Here is a 21,128-nt window from a genome sequence, read left to right on the forward strand (position 1 = left end):
GTCCGGGTACCGGGGGTCCGAACATCGAGCCGAGGAGGAGCGATGGACGGAATGACCATTGTCTGGATCGTCGTCGCGCTGGCCGCTCTGGTCATCGTGGTCGCCGTGATCGCCGGCGCGACCCGAACCTCGTCGAAGCGCCGGGCCGAGCGGCAACAGCGCGAAGCCCACGAACACGAGAAACAGGCCAGAACGTCGGCCGCCCACGCGGAACGCCAGCAAGCGGCCGCCGACGAGGTCGAAGCCCGCGCCCGCAAGGCCCAGGCCATAGCCGACGAGAAGTCAGCCGAAGCCCGCCGCCTGTCCGCCGGCGCCACCGAACGCCGCGAGGCAGCCCAAGAGGCGCGCACCGAATCCACCGAACACCACGCCCGGGCCCAGAACCTCTGGCCGGACACCCCCGACCAGACCGGGCGCGAGACGCCCGACGGTCGAGACGCCGACGGGATGAACGGCCGGCCGTCCGAGGACAACCACTGGACCGACGGCACCCACCCCCACGACCCCCGAAACCCCAAACACACCAGCCACTGACCCCGAGGGCCCGGCCAACGCCGGGCCCTACGTCTGTGCCTTGCTGACGGTCAGATCAGATAGCGGAACTCCGGGGAGTTCGGGTGGATGCGCTCGATCTCGAGCGGTGCGGCATCCATGCGGGCCAGCAAACCGTCGAGGTCTGTCGGCCGGCTGATCTCTATGCCGACCAACGCCACGCCCGTCTCCCGGTTGTTGCGTTTGACGTACTCGAACAGCGTGATGTCGTCGTCCGCCCCCAGCGCCTCGTCCAGGAACTGACGGAGTGCGCCCGGCTCCTGCGGGAACGTCACCAGGAAATAGTGCTTCAAACCCTCGTGCACCAACGACCGCTCGAGGATCTCCCCGTACCGGCTGACGTCGTTGTTCCCACCCGAGAGCAGACACACGACCGTCTCACCGGGCCGCACCTCAAGACCGTTGCCCAAGGCACCCGTAGACAACGCCCCGGCAGGCTCCGCGATCAACCCGTCCGTCTGGTACAGCTCGAGCATCTCCGAGCACACCAGCCCCTCGGGGACCGACATCATCTCGACCCCGGCAGCCGCCACCAACGGCAGCGTCACGTCTCCGACCCGCCGTACGGCGGCCCCGTCCACAAAGCTGTCCAGCTGCGGCAGCGTCACCGGCTCACCAGCCGAAAGCGCCGCCGCCATGCTCGCCGCCCCAGCCGGCTCCACACCAACGATCCGTACGCCGGGATGCCGCTCCGTCAGCCAGGTCGCGACCCCCGCAACCAACCCACCACCACCGACCGGAACCACCAGCACGTCCGGCGCCTGACCGAGCTGCTCGATCAGCTCAACAGCCACAGTGCCCTGCCCCGCAACGGTTCTCGGGTCATCGAACGCCGGGACCATCGTCGCGCCGGTCGCCTCGCCCTCAGCAAGCGCCGCGGCGGCAGCATCGTCGTACGTGTCACCGGTGATGATCACCTGGATCTGCTTCCCGCCGAGCGCCGCGATCCGGTCCCGTTTCTGGCGCGGCGTCGTACGCGGAACATAGACCTTGCCCTGCACACCGAGTGTGTGGCACGTGTACGCCAACCCCTGGCCGTGGTTGCCAGCGCTGGCACAGACCACGCCCGCCGACTTCGCCTCGTCGTCGAGCTGGGCGACCAGGTTGTACGCGCCGCGGAGCTTGTACGACCGGCCGATCTGAAGGTCTTCCCGCTTCAGCCAGACCTGCGCGCCCGTGCGCTCCGAGAGCCGGAGATTGCGCTGCAACGGCGTACGCACCGCGACACCGTCGATTCGCCGTACCGCCGCCTCGATCGCTGCCGCGTCAACGGCCGGACCGGCGTTCGATCGAGCGACTGAACTACTGCCCTGCATGACGTTCCTTCCCGTGCATTTGCACGATCTTCGCCGATTCGCTCGCTGCACAAGACAATCCGCGTCCACAGTACGGACGACTGGGACACCATTGGGGAACAGACCCTTGCCCCAGGCGTGAAACGGCTCTTCACTGGGCAGTCTAGTTTTCATACGCTCACTCGGTGTAACGGCCAGGGTCCTGGACGGGATGAGCCGAGTAAAGCCGGTCAAGTGGACTGGAGGGCACGGATGGAACTGATTCCGTTCAGTCTGTGGGGAGACGCCCTGTGGTGTGGTCAGGAGGTCGTGCGGGAGACGCCGCACGAGCAGGCGATCCGAAGCCTGTTTCCCGACCCCATCCCAGCGCGTGGCGCAGACTTGGACACCGACGCGGACCTCGTCCCGGAACCGCACAACCGTTTCGACCCCCGATCGATCGCCGTACGGGTGCAGGGGAAGGTTGTCGGCTACCTGCCGAGGGACGATGCGCACCGGTACCACCCGGTGTTGTCAGAACTGGTGGCGCAAGGCCTGCAACCGCAGGTGCCGTGCCACCTGTGGGTCAGTGAGTGGGAACCGGCGGACTGGGACGGCAAGGGCGACCAGGGCACCGAGTTCCATGCCAGTGTGGCGGTGGCCCTCGGCCAGCCGCACATGCTGGTCCCGGTGAATCTGCCTCCGCCGGGCAGCTATCACCTGTTGCCGCCCGGCGGCGGCATCGTCGTACCGGGCAGTGAGGTGCATCCCGACGTACTCGCGCCGTTCTTCCGTGCGGAAGGCGAGTGCTGGGCGTACGGCACCATGCACGCGATCGAGGAGGAGGACAGCTTCAACGACCGGCACCGGATCGTGGTCGAGGTCCGGCTGGACGACGAACCGGTCGGACGGCTGAGTCCACGGCTGAGCGCGGAGTTCCTGCCGGCCATCCACTACCTCACCGACATGCGTGCCGAGACGGCTGCCCGTGTCGCCGTCCGCGGCGACCGCATCGCATCGGAGGTGATCCTGTACGCGGCGCGGAGTCACGACCTCCCGGCCACCTGGCCGGACGGCCTGACCCGCTCCCCAGCCGCGTCCCCACAGTGGCACTACTGGGCTACCAAGGAAGCCAACTAGGCGGCTGCGCAGTACTCACCACGCCCCTGGGTGGGTACTGCGGAGCTACTTGCCCGCCGGCTCCAGGAACCCCGCCGCGCTGCTATGAAGGGTGGGCTGGGCTCAGCGGTTGAGGATGGTTTCTTCTTCGAGGTGGGAGAGTTTCTCGGGGTTGCGGACGACGTAGAGGCCGGAGATGAGGCCGTCGTCGAGGCGTACGGCGACGATCTGTTCGATCTCGCCGTCCTGGCGCAGGAGGAGCGCGGGGGAGCCGTTGACCTGGATCGGTTCGACGGTGAACTCGCCGACGACGTTCGGCAGGCCGGCCGCCAGCAACCGCGCCACCCGATCGGCTCCGACGATCGGACGCAGCAGAGCCTGCTTGACGCCGCCACCGTCACCGAGGAGTACGACGTCCGGCGCCAGCATGTCGAGCAGTCGTTGCAGGTCGCCCGTTTCGACCGCCCACCGGAAGGCCTCCAGCGCGCCGCGGGACTCGGCCGGGGACACGGATCCGCGCGGCCGGCGCTCCGCGACGTGCGCCCGGGCCCGATGCGCGATCTGGCGGACCGCGGCCGGGGTCTTGTCGACCGCTTCCGCGATCTCGTCGTACTCGAGGGCGAAGACCTCACGCAGTACGAACACCGCCCGCTCGGTCGGCTTGAGTGTTTCCAGCACGAGCAGCATCGCCATCGAGACGTTGTCGGCGAGTTCGACGTCGTCGGCCACGTCGGGTGCGGTCAGCAGCGGTTCGGGCAGCCACGGGCCGACGTACGACTCCCTGCGCCGCCCGAGCGTCCGCAGCCGGCCCAGCGCCTGCCGGCTGGCGATCCGGACCAGGTAGGCCCGCTGGTCCCGCACCGAGTCGAGGTCGACGCCCACCCAGCGCAACCAGGTCTCCTGCAGTACGTCCTCCGCGTCCGCGGCCGAGCCGAGCAGTTCGTAGGCGACGGTGAACAGCAGGTTGCGGTGGGCAACGAACGCCTCGGTGGCTGGATCCGGGCCGGCCATGGGTGGCTCCTCTGCGCAGGCGAAGGTGTTGTCCATCAGACACCGGAACCCGCCGTTCTGTGACAGACCGGGTGGAGTGGCGTGCGTCACTTCACCGCGCTGTCACGCGGATCGGTCCGTCGGCATCTTGTGTTCGTCACGACCACAACATCACACCGAAGGACGACGCGATGAACGCCCGATTCAACATGATGGAGAACGAGTGGGCCGCCAAGCTCGGCAAGCGCTTCGCCGGCCTGGCGCTGATGCTCGAGCAGTCGACGCTGCCGAAGACCGTTCAGTTCCTGGTCCAGATCCGGGCCAGCCAGATCAACGGCTGCGGCTTCTGCATCGACATGCACACCAAGGACGCTGCCGCGGCCGGCGAGACCGCCACGCGGCTCAACCTGATCGCCGCGTGGCGCGAGTCCTCGGTCTTCACCGAGTCCGAGCGCGTCGCGCTCGCCTTCACCGAGGAGGGCACCCGGATGGCCGACACCCACCAGGGCGTCTCCGACGAGACCTGGGCGCACGCCCGCAAGCACTACGACGACGACCAGCTCGCCGCGCTGATCTCCCTGGTCGCCATCATCAACGCGGCCAACCGGATGAACGTCATCCCGCGCACTCCGGGCGGCTCGTACGAACCCGGCATGTTCGCCGACTTCGCCAACAGCTGAGCCCGAGGGCTGAGCTGCAGGAACTGAGCCGTGTCGCGGCCCGGCTCCGGACCACCTGATCCGGAGCCGGGCCCGTACGATCGGCGACTACCCCTGGTGCCGATCCGAACCCGCCGACGGCGGGATGTTCTGGTTGAGCCGGAACAGGTTGGTCGGGTCGTAGGTGTCCTTCACCGCGACGAGCCGCTCGTAGGTCGCCGGCGGGTACGACGCGCGAACGATGTCCTGGTTCGTCTCGCCGGTGAAGTTCACGTACGACGCCGCGTCCGGTCCGAGCGCGGCTCCCGCGGCGCGAGCCCACTGAACCGCGGTGTCGAAGCCATCGGCGTCCGGGGTCCGCGCGACCACGTTGAGGATGTACTCGTGGTCCCGCGTACCGAACGCGGTGGCGTCGGCCGGAACCCGGCCCATCGCCCCACCGAGATGGTGAACATGGAGCTCGGACACGCCGTTCGGAACCTGGGTGTGCGAGGAGACGAGCGCGTCGACCGTCGCCGGCCCGAGGTCACTGAAGAACGCCGACCGGAAGTAGTTCCGCATACCCCGTGGGAACAGAGGATCGAGCAGCGTCTGCATCGCGTTGTACGGCATCGGGCCGAACAGATCCGCCACCACAGGCGCGAGCTCACGGAACGGCCGGGTCGCTGCGTCGCCATCCTCGGCCTGCCCGGACCACATGCCGAGTACGGCGACGATCGGCTTCCCGTGCACTTCCTCGGGCAGGAACGGCAACGGCGGTGCGGTGGTGAGGTTGATCGCCAGCGACAGTTCGTCAGGTGCCGAGGCCGCTGCCGCACCGAATCCCCGCAGTACGTCGGCTGCCTTGTCGCCGGGGTAGAAGACCAGACCGGCGAAGACGGTCGGACCGACCTCGTACGCCTTGAACTCGAACGACGTGACGACGCCGAAGTTGCCGCCACCGCCACGCAACGCCCAGAGGAGCTCCGGGTTCTCGTCCTCACTCGTATGCAGGTACCGGCCGTCCGCCGTGACGATGTCCGCCCCGACCAGGTTGTCGCAGGCCAGGCCGGCCCGGCGGACGAGCCAGCCGATCCCGCCGCCGAGCGTGAAGCCCGCGACACCGGTCGTGGACACCAAGCCCCCTGTTACCGCCAGGCCGAACGCCTGTGCCTCGGCGTCCACATCTCCCCAGGTGCATCCGCCCTGCGCCACGATCCGGCGCCGGTCGGGGTCGATCCGTACCGCGTTCATCGGGGACAGGTCGATCACCAGTCCACCGTCCGTGGTCGAGAAGCCCGGGATGCTGTGGCCGCCGCCCCGGACGGCCAGTGTGAGCCCCTCGCTCCGGGCGAACTCGACTGCCCGGATGACGTCGGCCACCCCGCGGCACCGCACGATGAGTGCGGGTCTCTTGTCGTGCGCGGCGTTCCAGATCGACCGCGCTTCGTCGTACGAAGGGTCGGTCGGGCGGACCAGCTCGCCACGAAGTCCCTCGGCGAGCTCACCGAGCGTGGCCTCCCCGAGCGTGTCCTGCCGCGCTTGCGTCGTTGTCATCGCTACTCCTGATTCGTCCCCTCCAGGAGGTTTTCCTGGACGACAACGACGCTAGGGAGACGGCCTTCGCAGTGGCTTAGCGTGACTTAGCGCGCCGTGAGCGGACGCTGTGGGAGGGCGGCGGCGCGCGCCGTACCGATGTGGCAGCCCAGCCGGCTGAAGAGTTCGGACGCTGCCCGGCCGTGTCTGGCCAGTGTCTCGGTGTCACCGTCGTCGTGGGCGAGTTCGGCGGCGAGGAGCCGGATCCACGCCTCGAGCCGCAGGTACCCCTGCGGGTGGAAGGCCTCGATCACCTGTTCGGCGAGCAGCCGGGCGGCGTGCCGTTCGCCGGCGAAGAGTTCGACGATGACGAGGTTCAGCAGTGCGCCCGCCGCGCCGGGTACGTCGTCGACGGCCTCGCCGCGGTCGACGGCGATGCGGGTGAGGCGTCGTCCGGCTCCGGCGTCACCGGCGGCTGCGGACAGCAACCCGAGGTTGGCCAGGCTGAGGTTCTCACCGCGGCGATCTCCCAACTGCTCCCGGATCCGCAGAGCTTCGCGGAGATGCTCCTCGGCCGGTTCGAACAGGCCTTGGTCGCGCTCGATGCACCCCAGATGGTTGAGAGCGTGGCCGAGCCCGGCCGCGTCGTCGATACCGGCGAACGTGTCGACGGACCGCCGTACGGCGTCCAGCGCGGCGTCCAGGTCGCCCGCCAGCCGATGGGCGTCGGCGAAGGCGGACAGAGCGTAGCCACGTCCCTGTACCGCGCCGACCCGACGCCCGAGCAGGAACGTCTCCTCGAACACCGGAACCAGCGATCCGTCGACGGGCGCGAGCGGCATACACATCGTGACGGCGGGAAAGAACGGGACGGCGGTCGCGTCGATGAGACTCAGCCGCCGCAGGCATTCGGCGAATCGTTCCTGCGCGGGTACGACGTCCTCGCGGAAGAGTGCAGCCATCGCGGCCAGCCCGCGGGCGGCAGCGGCCACGGGTGCCGCTGCCAGGAAGTCGGCCCGGACCAGCGCGTTGGCGGCGACCTGCTCGATTTCCTCGAGGTCTCCGTTCCCCAGCAGCAGAGTGCCCCGCAGTACCCGGGCGGACACCACGGCCGCTGGGTCGTCGGACTGTGCGGCAACAGCGACAGCCTCGTCCCCGAGGCCTGGGAGCCGGCCGCTCAGACCCCTCCGGGCGTCGAGGGTCGCCAGGGCGAAGAACGCGCGCTCTCGCTCTGGGGACGGTGGGGCGGTCGCCTCGAGAATGCGCTCGAGCCAACCGGCTCCTTCGGCGAAATGACCGCGTGCCAGCCAGTACTGCGACAGGCTCACTCCGAGCAGCAGGGCCCGTTCGTGATCGTGGTGGAGCGCCCATGCGAGTGCGGCGCGAAGGTTGTCGTGGTCGGCGTCCAGCAACTGCGGGCGTTCGACGACGACGCTGGCTCGCTCCGGGTCCTGGTCCGACGCCAGTTCCAGGAAGTGCCGGCAGTGCGCGGCCTCGAGCGGTCCGATCTCCCGCGCCGCGACGAGCCGCTCGCGTGCGAACTGCCGGATGGTCTCGAGGAGGCGGTAGCGGGAGCGAGGGCCGTCGTGGTCGACCACCAACAGGGACTTGTCGACCAGGCGGCCGAGGTAGTCCAGCACCGTCGGACCGGGAATCCGCTCGTCGGCGCACACCTGCTCGGCCGATGGCAGCGAGAAGCTTCCGGCGAACACGGCGAGCCGGCGGAGCAGCACCTGCTCGTCGTCCGACAACAAGGCGTGGCTCCACTCCAGCGCTGCCCGCAACGTCGCGTGCCGGGTGATCTCGCCGTGCCGGCTCAGCAGGGGAAGTGCTTCGCCGAGGCGCTCGGCGATCTCTGCCGGCTCGAGGTGCGAGGCGCGTGCGGCGGCGAGCTCGAGTGCCAGCGGGATGCCGTCGAGAGAGCGGCAGATCTCGACGACGGCGCCGGCGTTGTCCGCATCGAGGACGAAGCCGGGGCGGACGTCCTGGGCGCGCTCGACGAAGAGGCGTACTGACGCCAGAGTCCCGAGTCGGTCGAGATCACCCGCGTCCGCAGGCTCCGGGAGCTCGAGAGAGGGCACCCGGAAGGTCACTTCGCCCGGAGCATGCAGCGGTTCGCGGCTGGTCGCGAGCACGGTGACGCCGGGGCAACTTCGCAGTACTGCGCTGACGAGTCCGGCACAGGCGGGGAGCAGGTGCTCGCAGTTGTCGAGTACGAGGAGGAGGTTCCGGGGTGCCAGGCGGGTGATCAGGGTGCGCAACGAGTCCGAGCCCGCCGCGGGATCCAGCCCGAGTGCGGCCGCGACGGTATCCGCAACGAGGTGTGGATCCGCGACCGGCACCAGGTCCGCGATCCAGACGCCGTCGGGGTACTCGTGCAGCCGGCGGGCGGCCTCCTCCGCCAGCCGGGTCTTGCCGGCACCGCCCACGCCGGTGAGCGTGACCAGGCGGCCTCGCTCCAGCAGACGGTGGACATCGGCGATCTCTCGTTCGCGGCCGACGAAGCTCGTCAACGCCGGTGCGAGATTGTGCCGGACCGTCGTCGGCGGGTCGTCGACGGTGACACTGCCGGTCAGCAGGTCGCGGTACACCCGTTGCGTCTCCGGGTCCGGATCGGTGCCGTACGTCGTACGCAGTTCGCCGCGCAACCGTTCGTACTGCGCCAGCGCCTCCGACAGCCGGCCCATCGTCGTATGGCGTCGCATCAGGCTGCGGACGGCGCGTTCGTGCAGCGGGTCGATGGCGAGCGCGCGCTGCAGGGCATCGAGCGCCTCCACGTCCTCCCCAGCCTCGGCAGCCGCGTCCGCGAGGTCGACGAGGAGGTCGCAGTAGCTCGCCCGGAGTTCCTCGCGTGGCCGGACGGCCCAGTCCTCGAACCGGTCCTCGGGGAGCAGATCGCCGGCGTACGCCGCGACCGCGGCGCGCAGGTCCGCGAGATCACCGCTCGCGCGGGCGAGTGCTGCCAACCGTTCGAAGGTCCGGACGTCGACCTCGACGCTGCGGTTGGCCCGCAGCACCACGAAGTCGTCGCGCAGTTCGAGCAAGCCGTCGCTCGACTCATCGCCGGCGAGCACCCGGCGGGCGACGTACAGCGCCTGATGGAGATTGTTGACCGCGGACGTCGGGGCCCGGTCCGGCCACAACGCCTCGAGCAGTACGTCGCGATGCAGCCGCTGATCCCGCGTCAGCGCCAGCATCTTCACCAGCGTCCGCGCCTTCCGCAGACGCCAAGCCCGGCCATCGACGGGCAACTGCCCGCGATCGACCCCAAATCCCCCAAGCAGCCGGATCCGCACCTCACCCTCCCCGAAGAGCGTAAACACGAAACTGCCCCCGAGCACCTGTGGTTTTCTGGGCGACGTGACTGACGAGGTTCATTTCACTGCGGGGTTCCCGACCAAACGGATGGCTGCCGACTGCTTGTTCACCGACCAGGCGGGGCGGTTGCTGGTGCTCGATCCGCCGTACAAGCCGACCTGGGACCTGCCGGGTGGCGCGGTCGAACGGGACGAGTCGCCACGGCGCGCCGCCCAGCGCGAGGTCCAGGAGGAGTTGGGGCTGGTGGTGGAGCCGGGCGCGTTGCTCGCCGTGGATTGGGTGCCGCGACTGGGTGACTTCACCGAGGTGGTCGCGTTCATCTTCGATGGCGGCGTACTCACACCCTCCGACGTCGACCGCATCGCCCTCGACCCAACCGAGGCGAGCGCCTTTCGCTTCGTGCTGTTGACCGAGGCCGAGCACCTCCTCGACTCCAACCAGTACGCCCGGGTCACGGCCGCCTTGAACGCCCGGACGTCCACCTACTTGGAGAACGGCGCCCCACCTCTGTGAGTTCGGCAGAATGGTCGCGTGGCGGCGACTTGGTGGTCTGTGGGAGCGGGCGTTGTCGGTGGCGTGCTGCTCCTCTGGCTCGCGCTGATCGTCGCGCTGTGGATCGGCCGGCCGGACGAACTGCGCGTCCGTGATGCGCTGCGACTGCTGCCCGATCTGGTCCGGCTGCTGCGTCGTCTTGCCGCCGACCCGACGCTGCCGCGTGGGGTGCGGGTCCGGCTATGGCTCTTGCTCGCGTACCTCGCCCTGCCGTTCGACCTGGTGCCCGACTTCATCCCGGTCATCGGGTACGCCGATGACGCTGTGATCGTTGCGTTCGCGCTGCGCTCCGTCACGCGTCGTGCAGGCAGCGAGGCCCTCGACCGTCACTGGCCCGGATCCCCCGACGGCCTAGCCGCCATCCGCCGCCTCGCCCGGATCCCCTGACAGCGTGGTCGCGGTCCGTCGCCTCCTCGGATCCCTTGACGGCGTGGTCGCGGTCCGCGGCCTCGCCCGGATCCCGACTGTCGGTGGTGCGGTTTAGTGTCCAGGGTCGTGATGGATACCTCGTTTGTTGGTGCCTTGCGGGACTCGTACGACGCTCTGGCCGCCGAGCACGCCGACATCGTGGCGTCGAGTCTGGATGACAGACCGCTCGATCGTGCGCTGTTCGCCGCCTTCGCGGAGCTGGTACGGGCCGGAGGCAACGATCTCGTCGCCGATGTCGGCTGTGGACCGGGCCGGGTGACGATCCTGCTGTCTGACTTGGGACTGGACGCGTTCGGCATCGACTTGTCGCCAGGGATGCTGGCGCTGGCCCGTCGTACCCATCCGCACCTCCGGTTCGACGAGGGTTCGATGCTCGCCTTGGACCTGCCGGACGCAACCCTCGGCGGTCTGCTCGCCTACTACTCGATCATCCACATCCCCTGGGATCAGCGCCCACAACTCTTCGCCGAGTTCCACCGAGTCCTCGCGCCAGGCGGCGTGCTGATGCTCGCCTTCCAGATCGGCACCGAAAACAACCACCGCACCGAACTCTTCGGCACCCCCATCTCCATCACCTGGTACCGCCAACAACCAACCGACCTGGCCGCCCTCCTACAAACCGCCGGCTTCACCCTCCACACCACCACAGTCCGCGAACCCGAAACCCCAAACACCCCCGCCCACGGCTACCTAATCGCCCACAAAGCCATCTAGTGGCTGATGCCGGCTGACATCATCGTCACTGTGAGCCGCGACATCTTCGTCCAGGACATCCCGGCAGACATTCGCAGCGTCGAGGAAATCCCCGATTCATGGCGTCCGTCCCCGCTGCCGTTCGGACGCGCCGAGGTCGTCGCTGCCGTCCGGGAGCTCGTCCCATCCGCAGACTTCAGCGACGCCACCTGGGGCCGCGTCGAGATCCCGGGCGCACACCTCGGCGGCGCGCGTGGTTCCGCGGTCATCACCGGGCACACGGTTCACAACGGCGGTGGAGCCTTCGACAAGCTCGACCAGCTGGTCCCCGGGTCGGTCGTCGTCGCGTCGACGGGACGTGGTCAGCTGCGTTACCGAGTCGCGACGGTGACGACGTACCGGAAAGCCGCGCTCGCGAAGCGGGCGACGCAACTGTTCGACCAGAATGTTCGTGCTCGGCTGGTCCTCGTGACCTGTGAGGACTGGAACGGCGCCGTCTACCTCAGCAACGTCGTCGTGATCGCCCTGCCGATCACGTAGCTCCCCGGTTCGTCAGGGCTGGAACAGTTTCCACTGGCCCTCGGAGACGATGTCGACGGTGCCGTCGACCACCTTGATCGCGGTGTCGTCGTCGATTGCGTACGTCGGCGCAGGGATCCGTGCCGCCCACTTCTCGGCGTTGGCCATGGATGCGTCGAGGTGCCACGGGTGCTCGAGGTGGGGGATCACCCCGAAGTCCACGAGTCCCGCTCCCTGTCCCGTGACCAGGATTCTGCCGAGGTCACCCTCGGGCGTGGCGAACACGACGTTCTCCGTCTTCAGCGGGCCGTCGCTCGGGCGGGGCGGATCGACGAACGTCTCGACGAAGGTGGAGGTTGCTGCGATGCTCCCGGCGCTCACGCCCACGTAGACCGCCTCGGAGCGCAGCGCCGGCAGGAGATCGGTCAGACCGGAGCGCCGCATCCAGTTGGCGAGAAACAGCGGGTCGCCGCCCCCGAACAGGAGTGCGTCGGCGTCCCGGACCGCCGGCATCCAAGTGTCCTCCTCGATGCTCGGCAGGACCGACAGCTCGAGGATCCCCAGCGATTTCCAGCCGAGACCACACAACAACGACGATCGCTTGCCGCAGATCGCCTCCCACGCCATACCGGGCCCGCCCGGGAACGGGTAGAGGGCGGTGGGAATGAACAGAGCGTTGGACTCGGCGATCGGCTTGCCCAGCAGGTCAACCAGCGCGTCGCGGATGCTGCCGTTCTTGACCCCGCTCGACGTGAGAAGAGCTCTCATGTCCCACCTTCCCGAGTTGCCATCGCGTGATACCTCAACCGCCTAGGGCAACAGTCAACGACATACGCGACGCCACGGCCAGTAGAGCAGCAGCGAGCACCCCACGAGGTACTGACGCGCTCGATCAGAGGGGCGGTCCGCAGGCGAGCACGGAGTGGGCTAGTTGTTGCGGCGGGCGATTACTCGGGTGAGGCCGAGCGTGCGGCCGGCGTCGGTGTGAAGCATCTGCGCTTCTTCCTGTCCCGGCGTACCGTTGTCGTGGTCGCAGGCCTCGTTCCACTGCAGCCAGTCTCGCCACCCGTCGGGCAGTAGATCCGCGACCTCGACGGTGACCAGGCCGGTCTTCTCCCAGTGCCGGCGCCACCAGGCGGGGCTGTGCCAGGCGCAGAAGTCCCATTTCCAGTAGGGCTTGAGGTGTGGCGGGGGAAGCGTGTCGTACTCCTCGGCGAGACTGGGCTGAACGATGCCGAGCTGACCGCCGCGTTTCACGAAGCGCGAGTAGTAGCCGAGATAGAGGTCGTCGGTGCCGAAGTAGTGGTACGCGCCGATGCTGATGATCGCGTCGAAGAAGTCCTCGGCGAACGGCAGGGCATGGGCTTCGGCGTAGATCGGGTGCACCTGGTCTTCTGCCTGTGCCTCGGCCGCGCGGCGCAGGTTCTCGTCGGGCTTGACCCACAGGTCAGCCGCCCACACCTCAACACCGAACTCCTTGGCCAGGAAGATCGAGCTCAGCGCAGTTCCACAACCCATGTCGAGCACCCGCATGCCGGGCTCGAGCGCCATCAGATCGGTCCAGGCCTCCGCCTGCCACACAGGGTTCGGCCCCATCCCCCCGTCAACCATCCACCGAGCCGAATACCCAGCAGCCCGCGGATACCGCCCGTTCCTCAACAACACCCCAAGCTCGCCATCATCCACGCGCCGGAGTGTGGGCGAGTACTCGCAACCAGGCAACCGGTTATTCGCGCGTGCTGTCGTGGCGGTGGCTAGCGTTCGGTGGCCACGGCGAGGGCGGTTTCGTATTCGTTGGTGGTGATCCGAACGACGCCTGTTTGGAAGTCGGCCCTTGCCTTCTCGGACGGGGGGATGCGCGACAGGACTGTTCGCATTGACACGGGTGGGTCCCATTCCTCGACGTGGGTCAGCAACACTCCGCGAGTGGAATTGTCCGGACACTCCTGCGCCTCGGAAGGTGTCCAATCGTGGACAGCTGAGGCAAGCTCGGCGCGGCCGATGAACACGCGGTCGGGTGCGCCCAGGTAGATGAGGATCTGGTCGCCGGGCGCAAGCGCGTGGGCGTGCGCCTCGTCGGGGTCGATGCCCCACATGCCGACTCGCATGAACCCGGCGGCCAGTTCGCGGACGGCTTGGCCGTTCGCTGCGTCCGCCTGCAGGAGGTTGAACAGGTACTGCGCCACCCTCGGGATCGTACCTCTGCGGGCTGTACCAGAATCCAAGAGAAGTCTTTTGGTATCGGTTGTCGGATCCACCGGAGGCCGTTCGTAGCGTAGGTGGAGGCGGACAGAGGGTCCGCTGGAGCCGGAGGAGCAGACATGCCCGAATACCTCATCTACTTCAACCAGCAGTGGGTGGGCGACCACACCGAGGAGTGGTTCCGTGGGCGAGGGCCGCTCGCCATGGCGGTCACGGAGGAGATGAAGGCCGCCGGCGTTTACGTCTTCGCCGGGGGACTGGAGGAGGAGGACGGCCCGGTCTACAACGCTGACCCCACCAGCGGCGAGGTGTTGATCACCGACGGGCCCTACGTGGAGACCAAGGAGTTTCTGGGCGGGTTCGCTCTGGTGAACGTGCCCGATGACGAGACCGCCAAGATGTGGGCCGGCAAGGTCGCGGAGGCCTGCGGCTGGCCCCACGAGGTCCGCCGCTTCAAGCCCCAGCCTCGAGCCAACTGACTTCACCGCCATGTTCCTCACCACCTGGTGAGGAACATGGCGCAGTTCTCGAAAGCACGGGACGCGGCATGTGCGGTCGGTTCGATGGCAGGATGCGGTCGTGTTCGAGTGGCATGGCTGGGCGGTCGTCGTACCTTCTCCTGGAGCAGAGGACGACGAGGATGCGGACAACCGATCGGTGGGAATCCTGTCGGCAGTTCAGAAGTACCTCGACGAACAGGCGCCTGTCGTCAACGAGGTGCTCGACTGGCGCTGGCAGAACGGGCAGATGCACGTCTGGGTGGCCGGGTGTCACAACCACCCGACGACGAAGCCACACGATGTGTTGACGCGCATCAGTCTCCTCGCCCCGGCAGCTACGGGTTGCTTCACTCGATCTATCACGGTGTCGATGACGACTGGTCGCGCCGAGTGCTGCGACGAGGCTCCGTCCAGGTCGAGGTCGAGGAAACACTTTCGCCCCACGTGGGCGCAGTCGAGGACCAGGATCCCGGCGCCAGCTAGAGGGTGGTTCATGGCTCGACGGTGACTCGCCTGCTGCCGTCCGGGCGGAGTTCCAGCACCAGTTGCTCCAGGTCGCCGAAGTCAAAGACAAGACATCGCTGGCCGTCGGCGTGGAACTCGACGCAGTCCAGCCATAAGCCCGAGTAGTCGGCGGCTCCGGGCCCGCCCTCTCCGTAGCGGCGACGCCATTCCTCGGGCGCCAGTCTTAATGCAGCAGCCGTGAGGTCCGGCAACTGGGTCAACAGCACCCGCAGCTCGTCCAAAGCGGCGTTGAGCCGTTCCTGTGGGTTCGGCCCGTGTAGCTCCACGTCCAGGCGAGCATCGCCGCCGTCGGCGGGACGTCTGACAGTCGCGGGAACCTCGACCGAGGTCGCCAGGACAGAACCCGCATCCTTCCAGCTCGCTTCGTCAACCCAACCGACGCCGCTCACCTGGCCATCTTCCCATCGTTCCAACGGCACCCTGCGCTCATCACCACGACCGCGCGGAACGCGGCATGTCCGCGCGTGACGGCGTACTGCGCGGACAGGTGGCTTGTCAGTTGCCGGCTCACGATGTCGAACGGCGTAGTCCCCAGGAGTGCGAGGCAGGGATGGAGAGCGCCGAGCTGATCGCGGCAGATGGGTGGATTGCCCAAGCAACTGTGAGGGAAGCGGACGCCTCCTCATCGGGCGGTGGCGGGTCTAGAGTCACGAGAGTGACTGCGACGTCGACTCCGCTGCCGATCCTGCCAACCACGCTGGTGGGCAGTTACGCCCAGCCGGATTGGCTGATCGACCGGGCCAAGCTCGCTGGGCGCTTCCCCCCGCGGGTGCGGGCGAAGGAGCTGTGGCGGGTCAAGGCGGAGTACCTCAAACAGGCGCAGGACGACGCCACGTTGCTGGCCATTCGCGCCCAGGAGCGGGCGGGACTCGACATCATCACCGATGGCGAGATGCGGCGCGAGTCGTACAGCAACCACTTCGCCACCGCCCTCGAGGGCATCGACATCGACAACCCCGGGTCGGCGCTCGATCGCAGTGGGCATCCCAACCCGGTGCCGCGGATCGCCGGCCCGATCGTGCGGCCGCACCCCATCGGCGTCCGCGACGTGGAGTTCCTGAAGGCGAACACCGACCACAGGGTCAAGATGACCGTGCCAGGTCCGTTCACGATGTCGCAGCAGGCACAGAACGACCACTACCCCGACCTCGCGTCGGCGGCTCTGGCGTACGCCGCCGCAGTCAACGCCGAGATCAAGGACCTGCATGCCGCCGGTGCCGACCTGGTCCAGATCGACGAGCCGTACATGCAGGCACGGCCCGAGGCGGCCCGCGAGTACGGCCTCGTAGCGCTCAACGCCGCGCTCGACGGCGTCGCCGGCACCACCGCCGTCCACATCTGCTTCGGGTACGCCGCGATCATCCACGAACGGCCCGAGGGATACTCGTTCCTCCCCGAGCTGGCCGGATGCTCGGCCGACCAGATCTCGATCGAGACCGCACAGTCGGGTCTCGATCTCGGCGTACTGAGGGACCTCAGCGAGAAGACCATCATCCTGGGCGTCATCGACCTGTCCGACCCCGAGGTCGAGTCCGCCGAGCTGGTCGCCGATCGGGTACGGCGTGCCTTCTCCTACACCTCCCCGGACCGGATCACCATCGCCACCGACTGCGGGATGAAGTACCTCCCCCGCGCGAGCGCAGAGGGAAAGATGCACGCCATGGCCGCCGCAGCGTCAATCCTGCGCACCGAGTTGTGACAGACCTGCGTGCGTGTGTCCGACGTCGAAGATCCTCTCGGTCTGACGTCAGGCCTCCGCTGATCGGCATGAGCGCGGATCGCGGCGTGTCCGGTCGTCGATGGACGTCTGACAGCAAGCCGAACAATCGGTCAATTCGTCGTTTCGACTCCAGTAGTGCTGTCGGCCACGTGACCGCCCTGAATCCAACAGACCATGTAGTCAGGTCCCTCTGCTGAGTACCGGTTGTCACGGTCGAGCCATTTCCACCTGGCGCGAACTACACGGCTACCAGTTGGTGGCTGGCGATCCGCTTCCACTGCTTCGGTCAGGCGGTCGTACTCGTCACTGACACCGCCGTGACCTGGATGCTCGCAGACCGTCGCATCGCCGTTCTCATAGCGATCGTTCCAGGCAACGAAGAGCTGCCATTGGCGCTGTTCGATCGCGAGGGCGCTCCTGGTCGCGGGCCAGATCGCGAACTCATCGTCATTGCGGCTGTAGCCGTTGACTGCCGCGAAGTAGTGGGGAACGCCATTGACATCCGCCAGGCCTCCACGAGGCCCGTCATACCAGTCGAGTTCAACGTAAACACGCTCGAAGCGGTCTTCAGCCGGCCCCGGCGCTGGGTCGTGTTCGCGCAGTGCTCCTCCTTCAGTCGGCTGCTTCTAATCTTGACCGCTCATGGGAGCTTGCCCGACAAGATCATCCGACCTTCCGCACATCGGTATGCGCGTGCGGTTGGGTTCAGTTCACGCAGAACTCGTTGCCGTATGGGTCTCTCATGACTGTCCAGGATTCGTCTGACTCGTCGTGGTGGGCGACGACGGTTGCGCCTAGGGCCGTGAGGCGCTGCACCTCGTTGTTGCGGTCGTCGGCCAGCAGATCGAGGTGGACACGGTTCTTCTCGTGCTTGGGTTCGGGGACTTGGATGAACAGCAGACGTGGTGCTCCGTCGGCCAGCAGTTTCACCCGCGCCGCGGTGCCCCAGTCGCCGTCGAGTTTCGCAGCGAGCGCGGTGGCCCACCAGCGGGCGACCGCGCCGGGTGGCACTTCACAATCGACCGTGACGTTCATCAGGGACAGACTCATGATGGTCAGTGTCCCGCAGGACTGTCCGCGACTGCATGGTGTGGTTGCCGGATCTCGGCAGATCCCGCAGACCGTGGCGGGCCAAGGGGATGGTCAGTCGTCGGGGAGGCCGTTGCGGAGTGTGGTGACGACGGGCCGCGGGGCGGTGTCGACGGCGAGCCGGAAGACGTCGGGGCGGTGGTAGTGGCCGACCGGGTCGAACATTCGCCGCGCCGAACGGACGTTGGCGAGATCCAGTTCGGCGACCAGGATGGTCTCGGCGTGCCGGGCGGGTCCGGCAAGGATCTCTCCGTTCGGGCCTACGATCACCGTGTTGCCGGGCTCGACCCAGTCAGGGTCGTCCGGATCGGTCCGCCACACCCGGTCCCGGTCGGGGAAGTCCGCCGGGATCTGGTCGACACGCAGGCACGGATTCGCGCCGATCACGTAGCAGCGGCCTTCTCGAGCGATATGGCGCATGGTCGCGATCCAGCCGTCACCTCGCGCCAGCGTCGGCGCCACCCACACGTCGACACCCTGCGAGTAGAGGTAGAACCGGGCCAGCGGCATGTAGTTCTCCCAGCAGATCAGCCCACCGATGCGCCCGAAGGGGGTCGGGTACGTCTCGAGCATCGAGCCGTCGCCCATTCCCCACACGGTGCGTTCCGAGCCGGTCGGCATCAGCTTTCGGTGCTTGCCGAGAAGGTTGCCGTTGGCATCGAAGTACAACAAGGTGTTGTAGATCGTGCTCCCGGTGGCCTCGCGTTCGTTGATCCCGATGACCAGATAGACCCCCGCCTGCCGAGCGGCTGCCCCGAGCCGGTCGGTGGCCTCGCTCGGTACGACCACGGCCTGGTCGGCCAGCATCGCGAACCACTGCTCGTCACCGTCCCAGATCGGCGGCCCGTCGATCCAGATCGGCGTACCGGGCACGAACGCCTCGGGGAACACGACGAGGTCGGCCGCCTGTACTGCGGGGTCGGTCAGCAACTCCTCCACCTTGGCAAGCGTCGCCTCGCGATCCATCAGCACGTATGCCGCCTGCACAGCCGCAACCGTCAACGTCGTCATCTGGCCCCCCTGCCTCGACGATACGCCCCACCCCGCACCTCACCCCCAACGATGACCTCCGCCCATCGGCAAGTTGGATCGGTCGAAAGCAACGGATCGCGGCAGATGAGGAAGTTGCTGTCAGCAGTTCTCCTGAACCATGAGCGTGACCTGGTGGCTCTGATCGCGGAAGTCGCCTAGTTCGAACTCGACATAGGCGGGCGCGTTCCCGGCAAAGAACTCTTCGACGCGGACGAGTAAGGCATCGCGCTCGGCGCCGCGCACCTCGGCCACAGTGAGCTCGTAGGCGCGCACGACGTGAACGTCTGGGCGCTTCATGAGCCGTCTGGCCTGCTTGGCATCCAGCGGGCCGCCTCGCATCCGCCAGACACTTCCGTCGAGGTCGACCCACGCGCGATCATCGACCGGCCGCGGCCACGTCCGCCAACCGCCGCTGGATTCCGGGACACCGTCGTCACGTGCGCTGATCCCATCGAACTGTCGCGACTTCTTCCGGCCCACGAGCCCATGATCACACTGCCGAGCTCGCACCGCTCCCCGCACACGGCCGTCCTGGACCTCTCACCAACATCGGCACGACCGCGCGGATCGCGGCAGTTCCGGACGTTCATGCAGGAGGCTGGATCCGGGGACGAAGGGGCTTAGGTTTAGTCCCGCGCGATTCCGTGGACGCGACCGCAGCAAGTTCACTCGCCGTGAGCCCCGTTCAGACGCGTTCCGGGCTGGAGATCTCGTCCACGTTCTCCGTGCAGGGTTGGCGGACTGGCTGAAGGCCGAGGGCTTCAAGCGGCTCGGTAGCAACAGTTGGATCCGGCCCGCGGGCGAGGTTCACCACATCGTCGTGGTGCAGTGTAGACAGAGCGGCTGGGATCCGCATGCGGGCAGTAGTTTCGTTGTTGAGTTCGAGCAATCCAGGGCGCCGTCGCGGGGAACTGGGTTCAGCCGCCAGCGTATCTGGGACCTTCTCGACGACCTGTCACGGCGCGAGGCGCTCAACATCAACAGCCAGGTCGCCCAGACGTTGCCCCCTCCGGACCAGCAGTTCTCGCGCGAACTGCCTGCGGATGTGCGCGATCACTACCTCCGCAAGTTCGCCGCGACCACGCAAACTATCGAGTCAGGCGATGTGTGGTTCGCCTACTACGACGGGACTGACGCGGCCGTCTGGGCCGATTTCCTAGCGCGAACAGTCGAATCGGCACTGCGTACCTTCGTGACCCAGCCGCCATTGTTCTTCGGCCACCGAGCGTCTCCTGGTGATGACTGAAACAGCCGCGCGCTCATCGGCTGCGTCCGTTGGCCGGCTCGCTCAGTTGGTCGCCAGACGTCTAGCCTGGCGCACATTTACTGACGGACATGTGTCGCGGATCTGTTGGAGGATGACAGGCCAGAGGATCAGCTGTCCTCCGTCGGGTGATGCGCGGCCCTCGGCCGCCAGGTGATCTGCGAAAGCGCGGATCGCGGCATGACAGGGCGGGTTGCCCTTGCAAAACCATTGGTGAACCGACTTGCGACGCTGATGTACTGATGTGCGACCGTGAGTCTGCCCCGTGTCGGAGGTAGTAGTTGTGACGAGCTATAACGCGCTTGCCGAGGTGTACGAGTGGCTCATCTCGGATGCAAAGCTGGCCCCGGCCGAGTTCGCTGCGTCGTTCGACGACGTCCTCAGTCTCCTGCCGCCGAACGCTCACGTCCTCGATTGTTCGTGCGGAACCGGACAGTTGGCGGTCGGCCTCGCCGGTCTTGGCATGCAGGTGGTCGCGACTGACGCCAGCGAAGAGATGGTTCGTCGGACTGCGGAGTTGTCCGAGGAATTCAGGGCACCTGTCCGGACAATGCGGGCGGACTGGCAAGAGTTGCCCGACCATTTCGATGACGACACCTTCGACATGGTGTTCTGCGTTGGCAACTCGCTGCACCATGCCGAGGGCGCGAGAGGCAGGGTTGCTGCTCTGGAGTCGATGTCACGGCTTCTGCGCCCTGGCGGGCGCTTGGTACTCACCTCCCGCACCTGGGAACTCGTGAGGGCCAGAGGCTCCCGGCTGGACATCAGTGACCGTCTTGTCCGCCGGAACGGTCACAATGCCGTCGTGGTCTACCGCTGGGAGATTGCGTCGCATTGGGAGGAGGAGCACCACATCGAGATTGCGGTCGCGCAAGTTGATGCGGCTGGGGCGGTTCTTGTCCGCTCGGAACTGCTGTCGTGCTGGCCCTACCGATACGACGAACTCGCAGCCGAGTTGCACCAGGTCGGACTCCGGACGGAAAGGAGCACGTACAACCCTGAGGCCGAGAACTACATGGTGATGGCGAGCAAGGTATAGACAACGGCCTCACAGTCCCTGGCCGGACCGCGCGGTTGCTCGCAGGAGGCTTGCGCCCTCTCATCGGCAGATCCGTGCGTTGGGGGGCTTCATAGGTGGGGCGGGTATGACCTGCCTCGTAGGTGAACTGTCGGGGC

The 21,128-nt window shown here is 67.4% G+C and carries 23 protein-coding genes; 12 read left to right on the plus strand and 11 right to left on the minus strand.

Features of this window, described 5'->3' with window-relative positions:
• The first annotated feature begins 42 nt into the window (after nucleotides 1-42).
• The gene (locus ACGFH6_RS21995) at nucleotides 43-534 is read left to right on the plus strand and encodes a hypothetical protein (protein WP_393386631.1); all 492 of its coding nucleotides are present in this window, start codon (nucleotides 43-45) and stop codon (nucleotides 532-534) included.
• A gap of 50 nt (nucleotides 535-584) precedes the next feature.
• Here the strand turns inward: ACGFH6_RS21995 and ilvA are convergent, their stop codons facing one another.
• On the minus strand, nucleotides 585-1,868 hold the full coding sequence (gene ilvA / locus ACGFH6_RS22000) for a threonine ammonia-lyase IlvA (protein WP_393386633.1): 1,284 nt from the start codon (nucleotides 1,866-1,868) through the stop codon (nucleotides 585-587).
• A 231-nt stretch (nucleotides 1,869-2,099) separates the two neighbouring features.
• On the opposite strand from ilvA, the gene ACGFH6_RS22005 reads away from it, so the two are divergent.
• Complete coding sequence (locus tag ACGFH6_RS22005) at nucleotides 2,100-2,966, plus strand: HIRAN domain-containing protein (RefSeq protein ID WP_393386636.1); 867 nt, start codon at nucleotides 2,100-2,102, stop codon at nucleotides 2,964-2,966.
• 102 nt (nucleotides 2,967-3,068) lie between these two features.
• Here ACGFH6_RS22005 and ACGFH6_RS22010 read toward each other — a convergent pair whose 3' ends face one another.
• Nucleotides 3,069-3,956 (minus strand): RNA polymerase sigma-70 factor, encoded by an 888-nt coding sequence (locus ACGFH6_RS22010; protein ID WP_393386639.1) that lies wholly within the window; start codon nucleotides 3,954-3,956, stop codon nucleotides 3,069-3,071.
• A gap of 170 nt (nucleotides 3,957-4,126) precedes the next feature.
• Between ACGFH6_RS22010 and ACGFH6_RS22015 the strand changes: the two genes are divergently transcribed.
• Nucleotides 4,127-4,615 (plus strand): carboxymuconolactone decarboxylase family protein, encoded by a 489-nt coding sequence (locus ACGFH6_RS22015; RefSeq protein WP_393386641.1) that lies wholly within the window; start codon nucleotides 4,127-4,129, stop codon nucleotides 4,613-4,615.
• Nucleotides 4,616-4,702: 87 nt separating this feature from the next.
• Here the strand turns inward: ACGFH6_RS22015 and ACGFH6_RS22020 are convergent, their stop codons facing one another.
• Nucleotides 4,703-6,130: an FAD-binding oxidoreductase gene (locus tag ACGFH6_RS22020; protein ID WP_393386644.1), complete on the minus strand. Its 1,428-nt coding sequence runs from the start codon at nucleotides 6,128-6,130 to the stop codon at nucleotides 4,703-4,705.
• Nucleotides 6,131-6,216: 86 nt separating this feature from the next.
• On the minus strand, nucleotides 6,217-9,405 hold the full coding sequence (locus tag ACGFH6_RS22025) for a BTAD domain-containing putative transcriptional regulator (protein ID WP_393386647.1): 3,189 nt from the start codon (nucleotides 9,403-9,405) through the stop codon (nucleotides 6,217-6,219).
• 64 nt (nucleotides 9,406-9,469) lie between these two features.
• Between ACGFH6_RS22025 and ACGFH6_RS22030 the strand changes: the two genes are divergently transcribed.
• From ACGFH6_RS22030 to ACGFH6_RS22045, 4 genes are all read left to right on the plus strand, one after another.
• Nucleotides 9,470-9,940 (plus strand): NUDIX domain-containing protein, encoded by a 471-nt coding sequence (locus tag ACGFH6_RS22030; RefSeq protein ID WP_393386650.1) that lies wholly within the window; start codon nucleotides 9,470-9,472, stop codon nucleotides 9,938-9,940.
• An 18-nt stretch (nucleotides 9,941-9,958) separates the two neighbouring features.
• Entirely contained in the window at nucleotides 9,959-10,366 is a 408-nt protein-coding gene (locus ACGFH6_RS22035) for a YkvA family protein (protein WP_393386653.1), read from the plus strand.
• Nucleotides 10,367-10,477: 111 nt separating this feature from the next.
• Nucleotides 10,478-11,122, plus strand: coding sequence for a class I SAM-dependent methyltransferase (locus tag ACGFH6_RS22040; protein WP_393386656.1), 645 nt, complete (start codon nucleotides 10,478-10,480; stop codon nucleotides 11,120-11,122).
• 6 nt (nucleotides 11,123-11,128) lie between these two features.
• Nucleotides 11,129-11,641 carry a class F sortase gene (locus ACGFH6_RS22045; RefSeq protein ID WP_393386659.1) on the plus strand — a complete coding sequence of 171 codons (513 nt, stop codon included), beginning with the start codon at nucleotides 11,129-11,131 and terminating at the stop codon, nucleotides 11,639-11,641.
• A 12-nt stretch (nucleotides 11,642-11,653) separates the two neighbouring features.
• On the opposite strand, the gene ACGFH6_RS22050 is transcribed toward ACGFH6_RS22045, so the two are convergent.
• The 3 genes from ACGFH6_RS22050 to ACGFH6_RS22060 form a co-directional block, all read right to left on the minus strand.
• Complete coding sequence (locus ACGFH6_RS22050) at nucleotides 11,654-12,388, minus strand: Type 1 glutamine amidotransferase-like domain-containing protein (RefSeq protein ID WP_393386662.1); 735 nt, start codon at nucleotides 12,386-12,388, stop codon at nucleotides 11,654-11,656.
• 159 nt (nucleotides 12,389-12,547) lie between these two features.
• Entirely contained in the window at nucleotides 12,548-13,216 is a 669-nt protein-coding gene (locus ACGFH6_RS22055; protein WP_393386665.1) for an SAM-dependent methyltransferase, read from the minus strand.
• A 158-nt stretch (nucleotides 13,217-13,374) separates the two neighbouring features.
• The gene (locus ACGFH6_RS22060; RefSeq protein ID WP_393386667.1) at nucleotides 13,375-13,806 is read right to left on the minus strand and encodes a hypothetical protein; all 432 of its coding nucleotides are present in this window, start codon (nucleotides 13,804-13,806) and stop codon (nucleotides 13,375-13,377) included.
• Nucleotides 13,807-13,941: 135 nt separating this feature from the next.
• On the opposite strand from ACGFH6_RS22060, the gene ACGFH6_RS22065 reads away from it, so the two are divergent.
• Both ACGFH6_RS22065 and ACGFH6_RS22070 read left to right on the plus strand, forming a co-directional pair.
• Nucleotides 13,942-14,301, plus strand: coding sequence for a YciI family protein (locus ACGFH6_RS22065; protein WP_393386668.1), 360 nt, complete (start codon nucleotides 13,942-13,944; stop codon nucleotides 14,299-14,301).
• 100 nt (nucleotides 14,302-14,401) lie between these two features.
• Nucleotides 14,402-14,830, plus strand: a complete 429-nt coding sequence (locus ACGFH6_RS22070) for an Imm7 family immunity protein (protein ID WP_393386671.1) — start codon at nucleotides 14,402-14,404, stop codon at nucleotides 14,828-14,830.
• Here the strand turns inward: ACGFH6_RS22070 and ACGFH6_RS22075 are convergent.
• Entirely contained in the window at nucleotides 14,814-15,266 is a 453-nt protein-coding gene (locus ACGFH6_RS22075; protein ID WP_393386672.1) for a hypothetical protein, read from the minus strand. The genes ACGFH6_RS22070 and ACGFH6_RS22075 overlap by 17 nt on opposite strands.
• 236 nt (nucleotides 15,267-15,502) lie before the next feature.
• Between ACGFH6_RS22075 and ACGFH6_RS22080 the strand changes: the two genes are divergently transcribed.
• Nucleotides 15,503-16,546: a hypothetical protein gene (locus tag ACGFH6_RS22080; protein ID WP_393386675.1), complete on the plus strand. Its 1,044-nt coding sequence runs from the start codon at nucleotides 15,503-15,505 to the stop codon at nucleotides 16,544-16,546.
• 726 nt (nucleotides 16,547-17,272) lie between these two features.
• Here the strand turns inward: ACGFH6_RS22080 and ACGFH6_RS22085 are convergent.
• The 3 genes from ACGFH6_RS22085 to ACGFH6_RS22095 all read right to left on the minus strand — a co-directional run bounded on the left by ACGFH6_RS22085 (nucleotide 17,273) and on the right by ACGFH6_RS22095 (nucleotide 19,168).
• Entirely contained in the window at nucleotides 17,273-17,617 is a 345-nt protein-coding gene (locus tag ACGFH6_RS22085; RefSeq protein WP_393386676.1) for a VOC family protein, read from the minus strand.
• A gap of 93 nt (nucleotides 17,618-17,710) precedes the next feature.
• Nucleotides 17,711-18,667, minus strand: a complete 957-nt coding sequence (locus ACGFH6_RS22090; RefSeq protein ID WP_393386678.1) for a carbon-nitrogen hydrolase family protein — start codon at nucleotides 18,665-18,667, stop codon at nucleotides 17,711-17,713.
• 120 nt (nucleotides 18,668-18,787) lie between these two features.
• The gene (locus tag ACGFH6_RS22095) at nucleotides 18,788-19,168 is read right to left on the minus strand and encodes a hypothetical protein (protein ID WP_393386680.1); all 381 of its coding nucleotides are present in this window, start codon (nucleotides 19,166-19,168) and stop codon (nucleotides 18,788-18,790) included.
• A 253-nt stretch (nucleotides 19,169-19,421) separates the two neighbouring features.
• Here ACGFH6_RS22095 and ACGFH6_RS22100 point away from each other — a divergent pair, with 253 nt between their 5' ends.
• Both ACGFH6_RS22100 and ACGFH6_RS22105 read left to right on the plus strand, forming a co-directional pair.
• Nucleotides 19,422-19,934, plus strand: coding sequence for a hypothetical protein (locus ACGFH6_RS22100; protein WP_393386682.1), 513 nt, complete (start codon nucleotides 19,422-19,424; stop codon nucleotides 19,932-19,934).
• A gap of 283 nt (nucleotides 19,935-20,217) precedes the next feature.
• Complete coding sequence (locus tag ACGFH6_RS22105) at nucleotides 20,218-20,991, plus strand: class I SAM-dependent methyltransferase (RefSeq protein WP_393386684.1); 774 nt, start codon at nucleotides 20,218-20,220, stop codon at nucleotides 20,989-20,991.
• Nucleotides 20,992-21,128: the final 137 nt, after the last annotated feature.

The sequence above is a fragment of the Kribbella sp. NPDC049227 genome (assembly GCF_043197265.1).
Classification (GTDB): Bacteria; Actinomycetota; Actinomycetes; order Propionibacteriales; family Kribbellaceae; genus Kribbella.

Coding starts and splice junctions, on each gene's coding strand:
- ACGFH6_RS22010 (WP_393386639.1), bottom strand. CDS start 3,956: ATGGCCGGCCCGGATCCAGCCACCGAGGCGTTCGTTGCCCACCGCAAC.
- ilvA (WP_393386633.1), bottom strand. CDS start 1,868: ATGCAGGGCAGTAGTTCAGTCGCTCGATCGAACGCCGGTCCGGCCGTT.
- ACGFH6_RS22055 (WP_393386665.1), bottom strand. CDS start 13,216: ATGGGGCCGAACCCTGTGTGGCAGGCGGAGGCCTGGACCGATCTGATG.
- ACGFH6_RS21995 (WP_393386631.1), top strand. CDS start 43: ATGGACGGAATGACCATTGTCTGGATCGTCGTCGCGCTGGCCGCTCTG.
- ACGFH6_RS22040 (WP_393386656.1), top strand. CDS start 10,478: ATGGATACCTCGTTTGTTGGTGCCTTGCGGGACTCGTACGACGCTCTG.
- ACGFH6_RS22015 (WP_393386641.1), top strand. CDS start 4,127: ATGAACGCCCGATTCAACATGATGGAGAACGAGTGGGCCGCCAAGCTC.
- ACGFH6_RS22045 (WP_393386659.1), top strand. CDS start 11,129: ATGCCGGCTGACATCATCGTCACTGTGAGCCGCGACATCTTCGTCCAG.
- ACGFH6_RS22090 (WP_393386678.1), bottom strand. CDS start 18,667: ATGACGACGTTGACGGTTGCGGCTGTGCAGGCGGCATACGTGCTGATG.
- ACGFH6_RS22020 (WP_393386644.1), bottom strand. CDS start 6,130: ATGACAACGACGCAAGCGCGGCAGGACACGCTCGGGGAGGCCACGCTC.
- ACGFH6_RS22005 (WP_393386636.1), top strand. CDS start 2,100: ATGGAACTGATTCCGTTCAGTCTGTGGGGAGACGCCCTGTGGTGTGGT.
- ACGFH6_RS22085 (WP_393386676.1), bottom strand. CDS start 17,617: ATGAGTCTGTCCCTGATGAACGTCACGGTCGATTGTGAAGTGCCACCC.
- ACGFH6_RS22065 (WP_393386668.1), top strand. CDS start 13,942: ATGCCCGAATACCTCATCTACTTCAACCAGCAGTGGGTGGGCGACCAC.
- ACGFH6_RS22050 (WP_393386662.1), bottom strand. CDS start 12,388: ATGAGAGCTCTTCTCACGTCGAGCGGGGTCAAGAACGGCAGCATCCGC.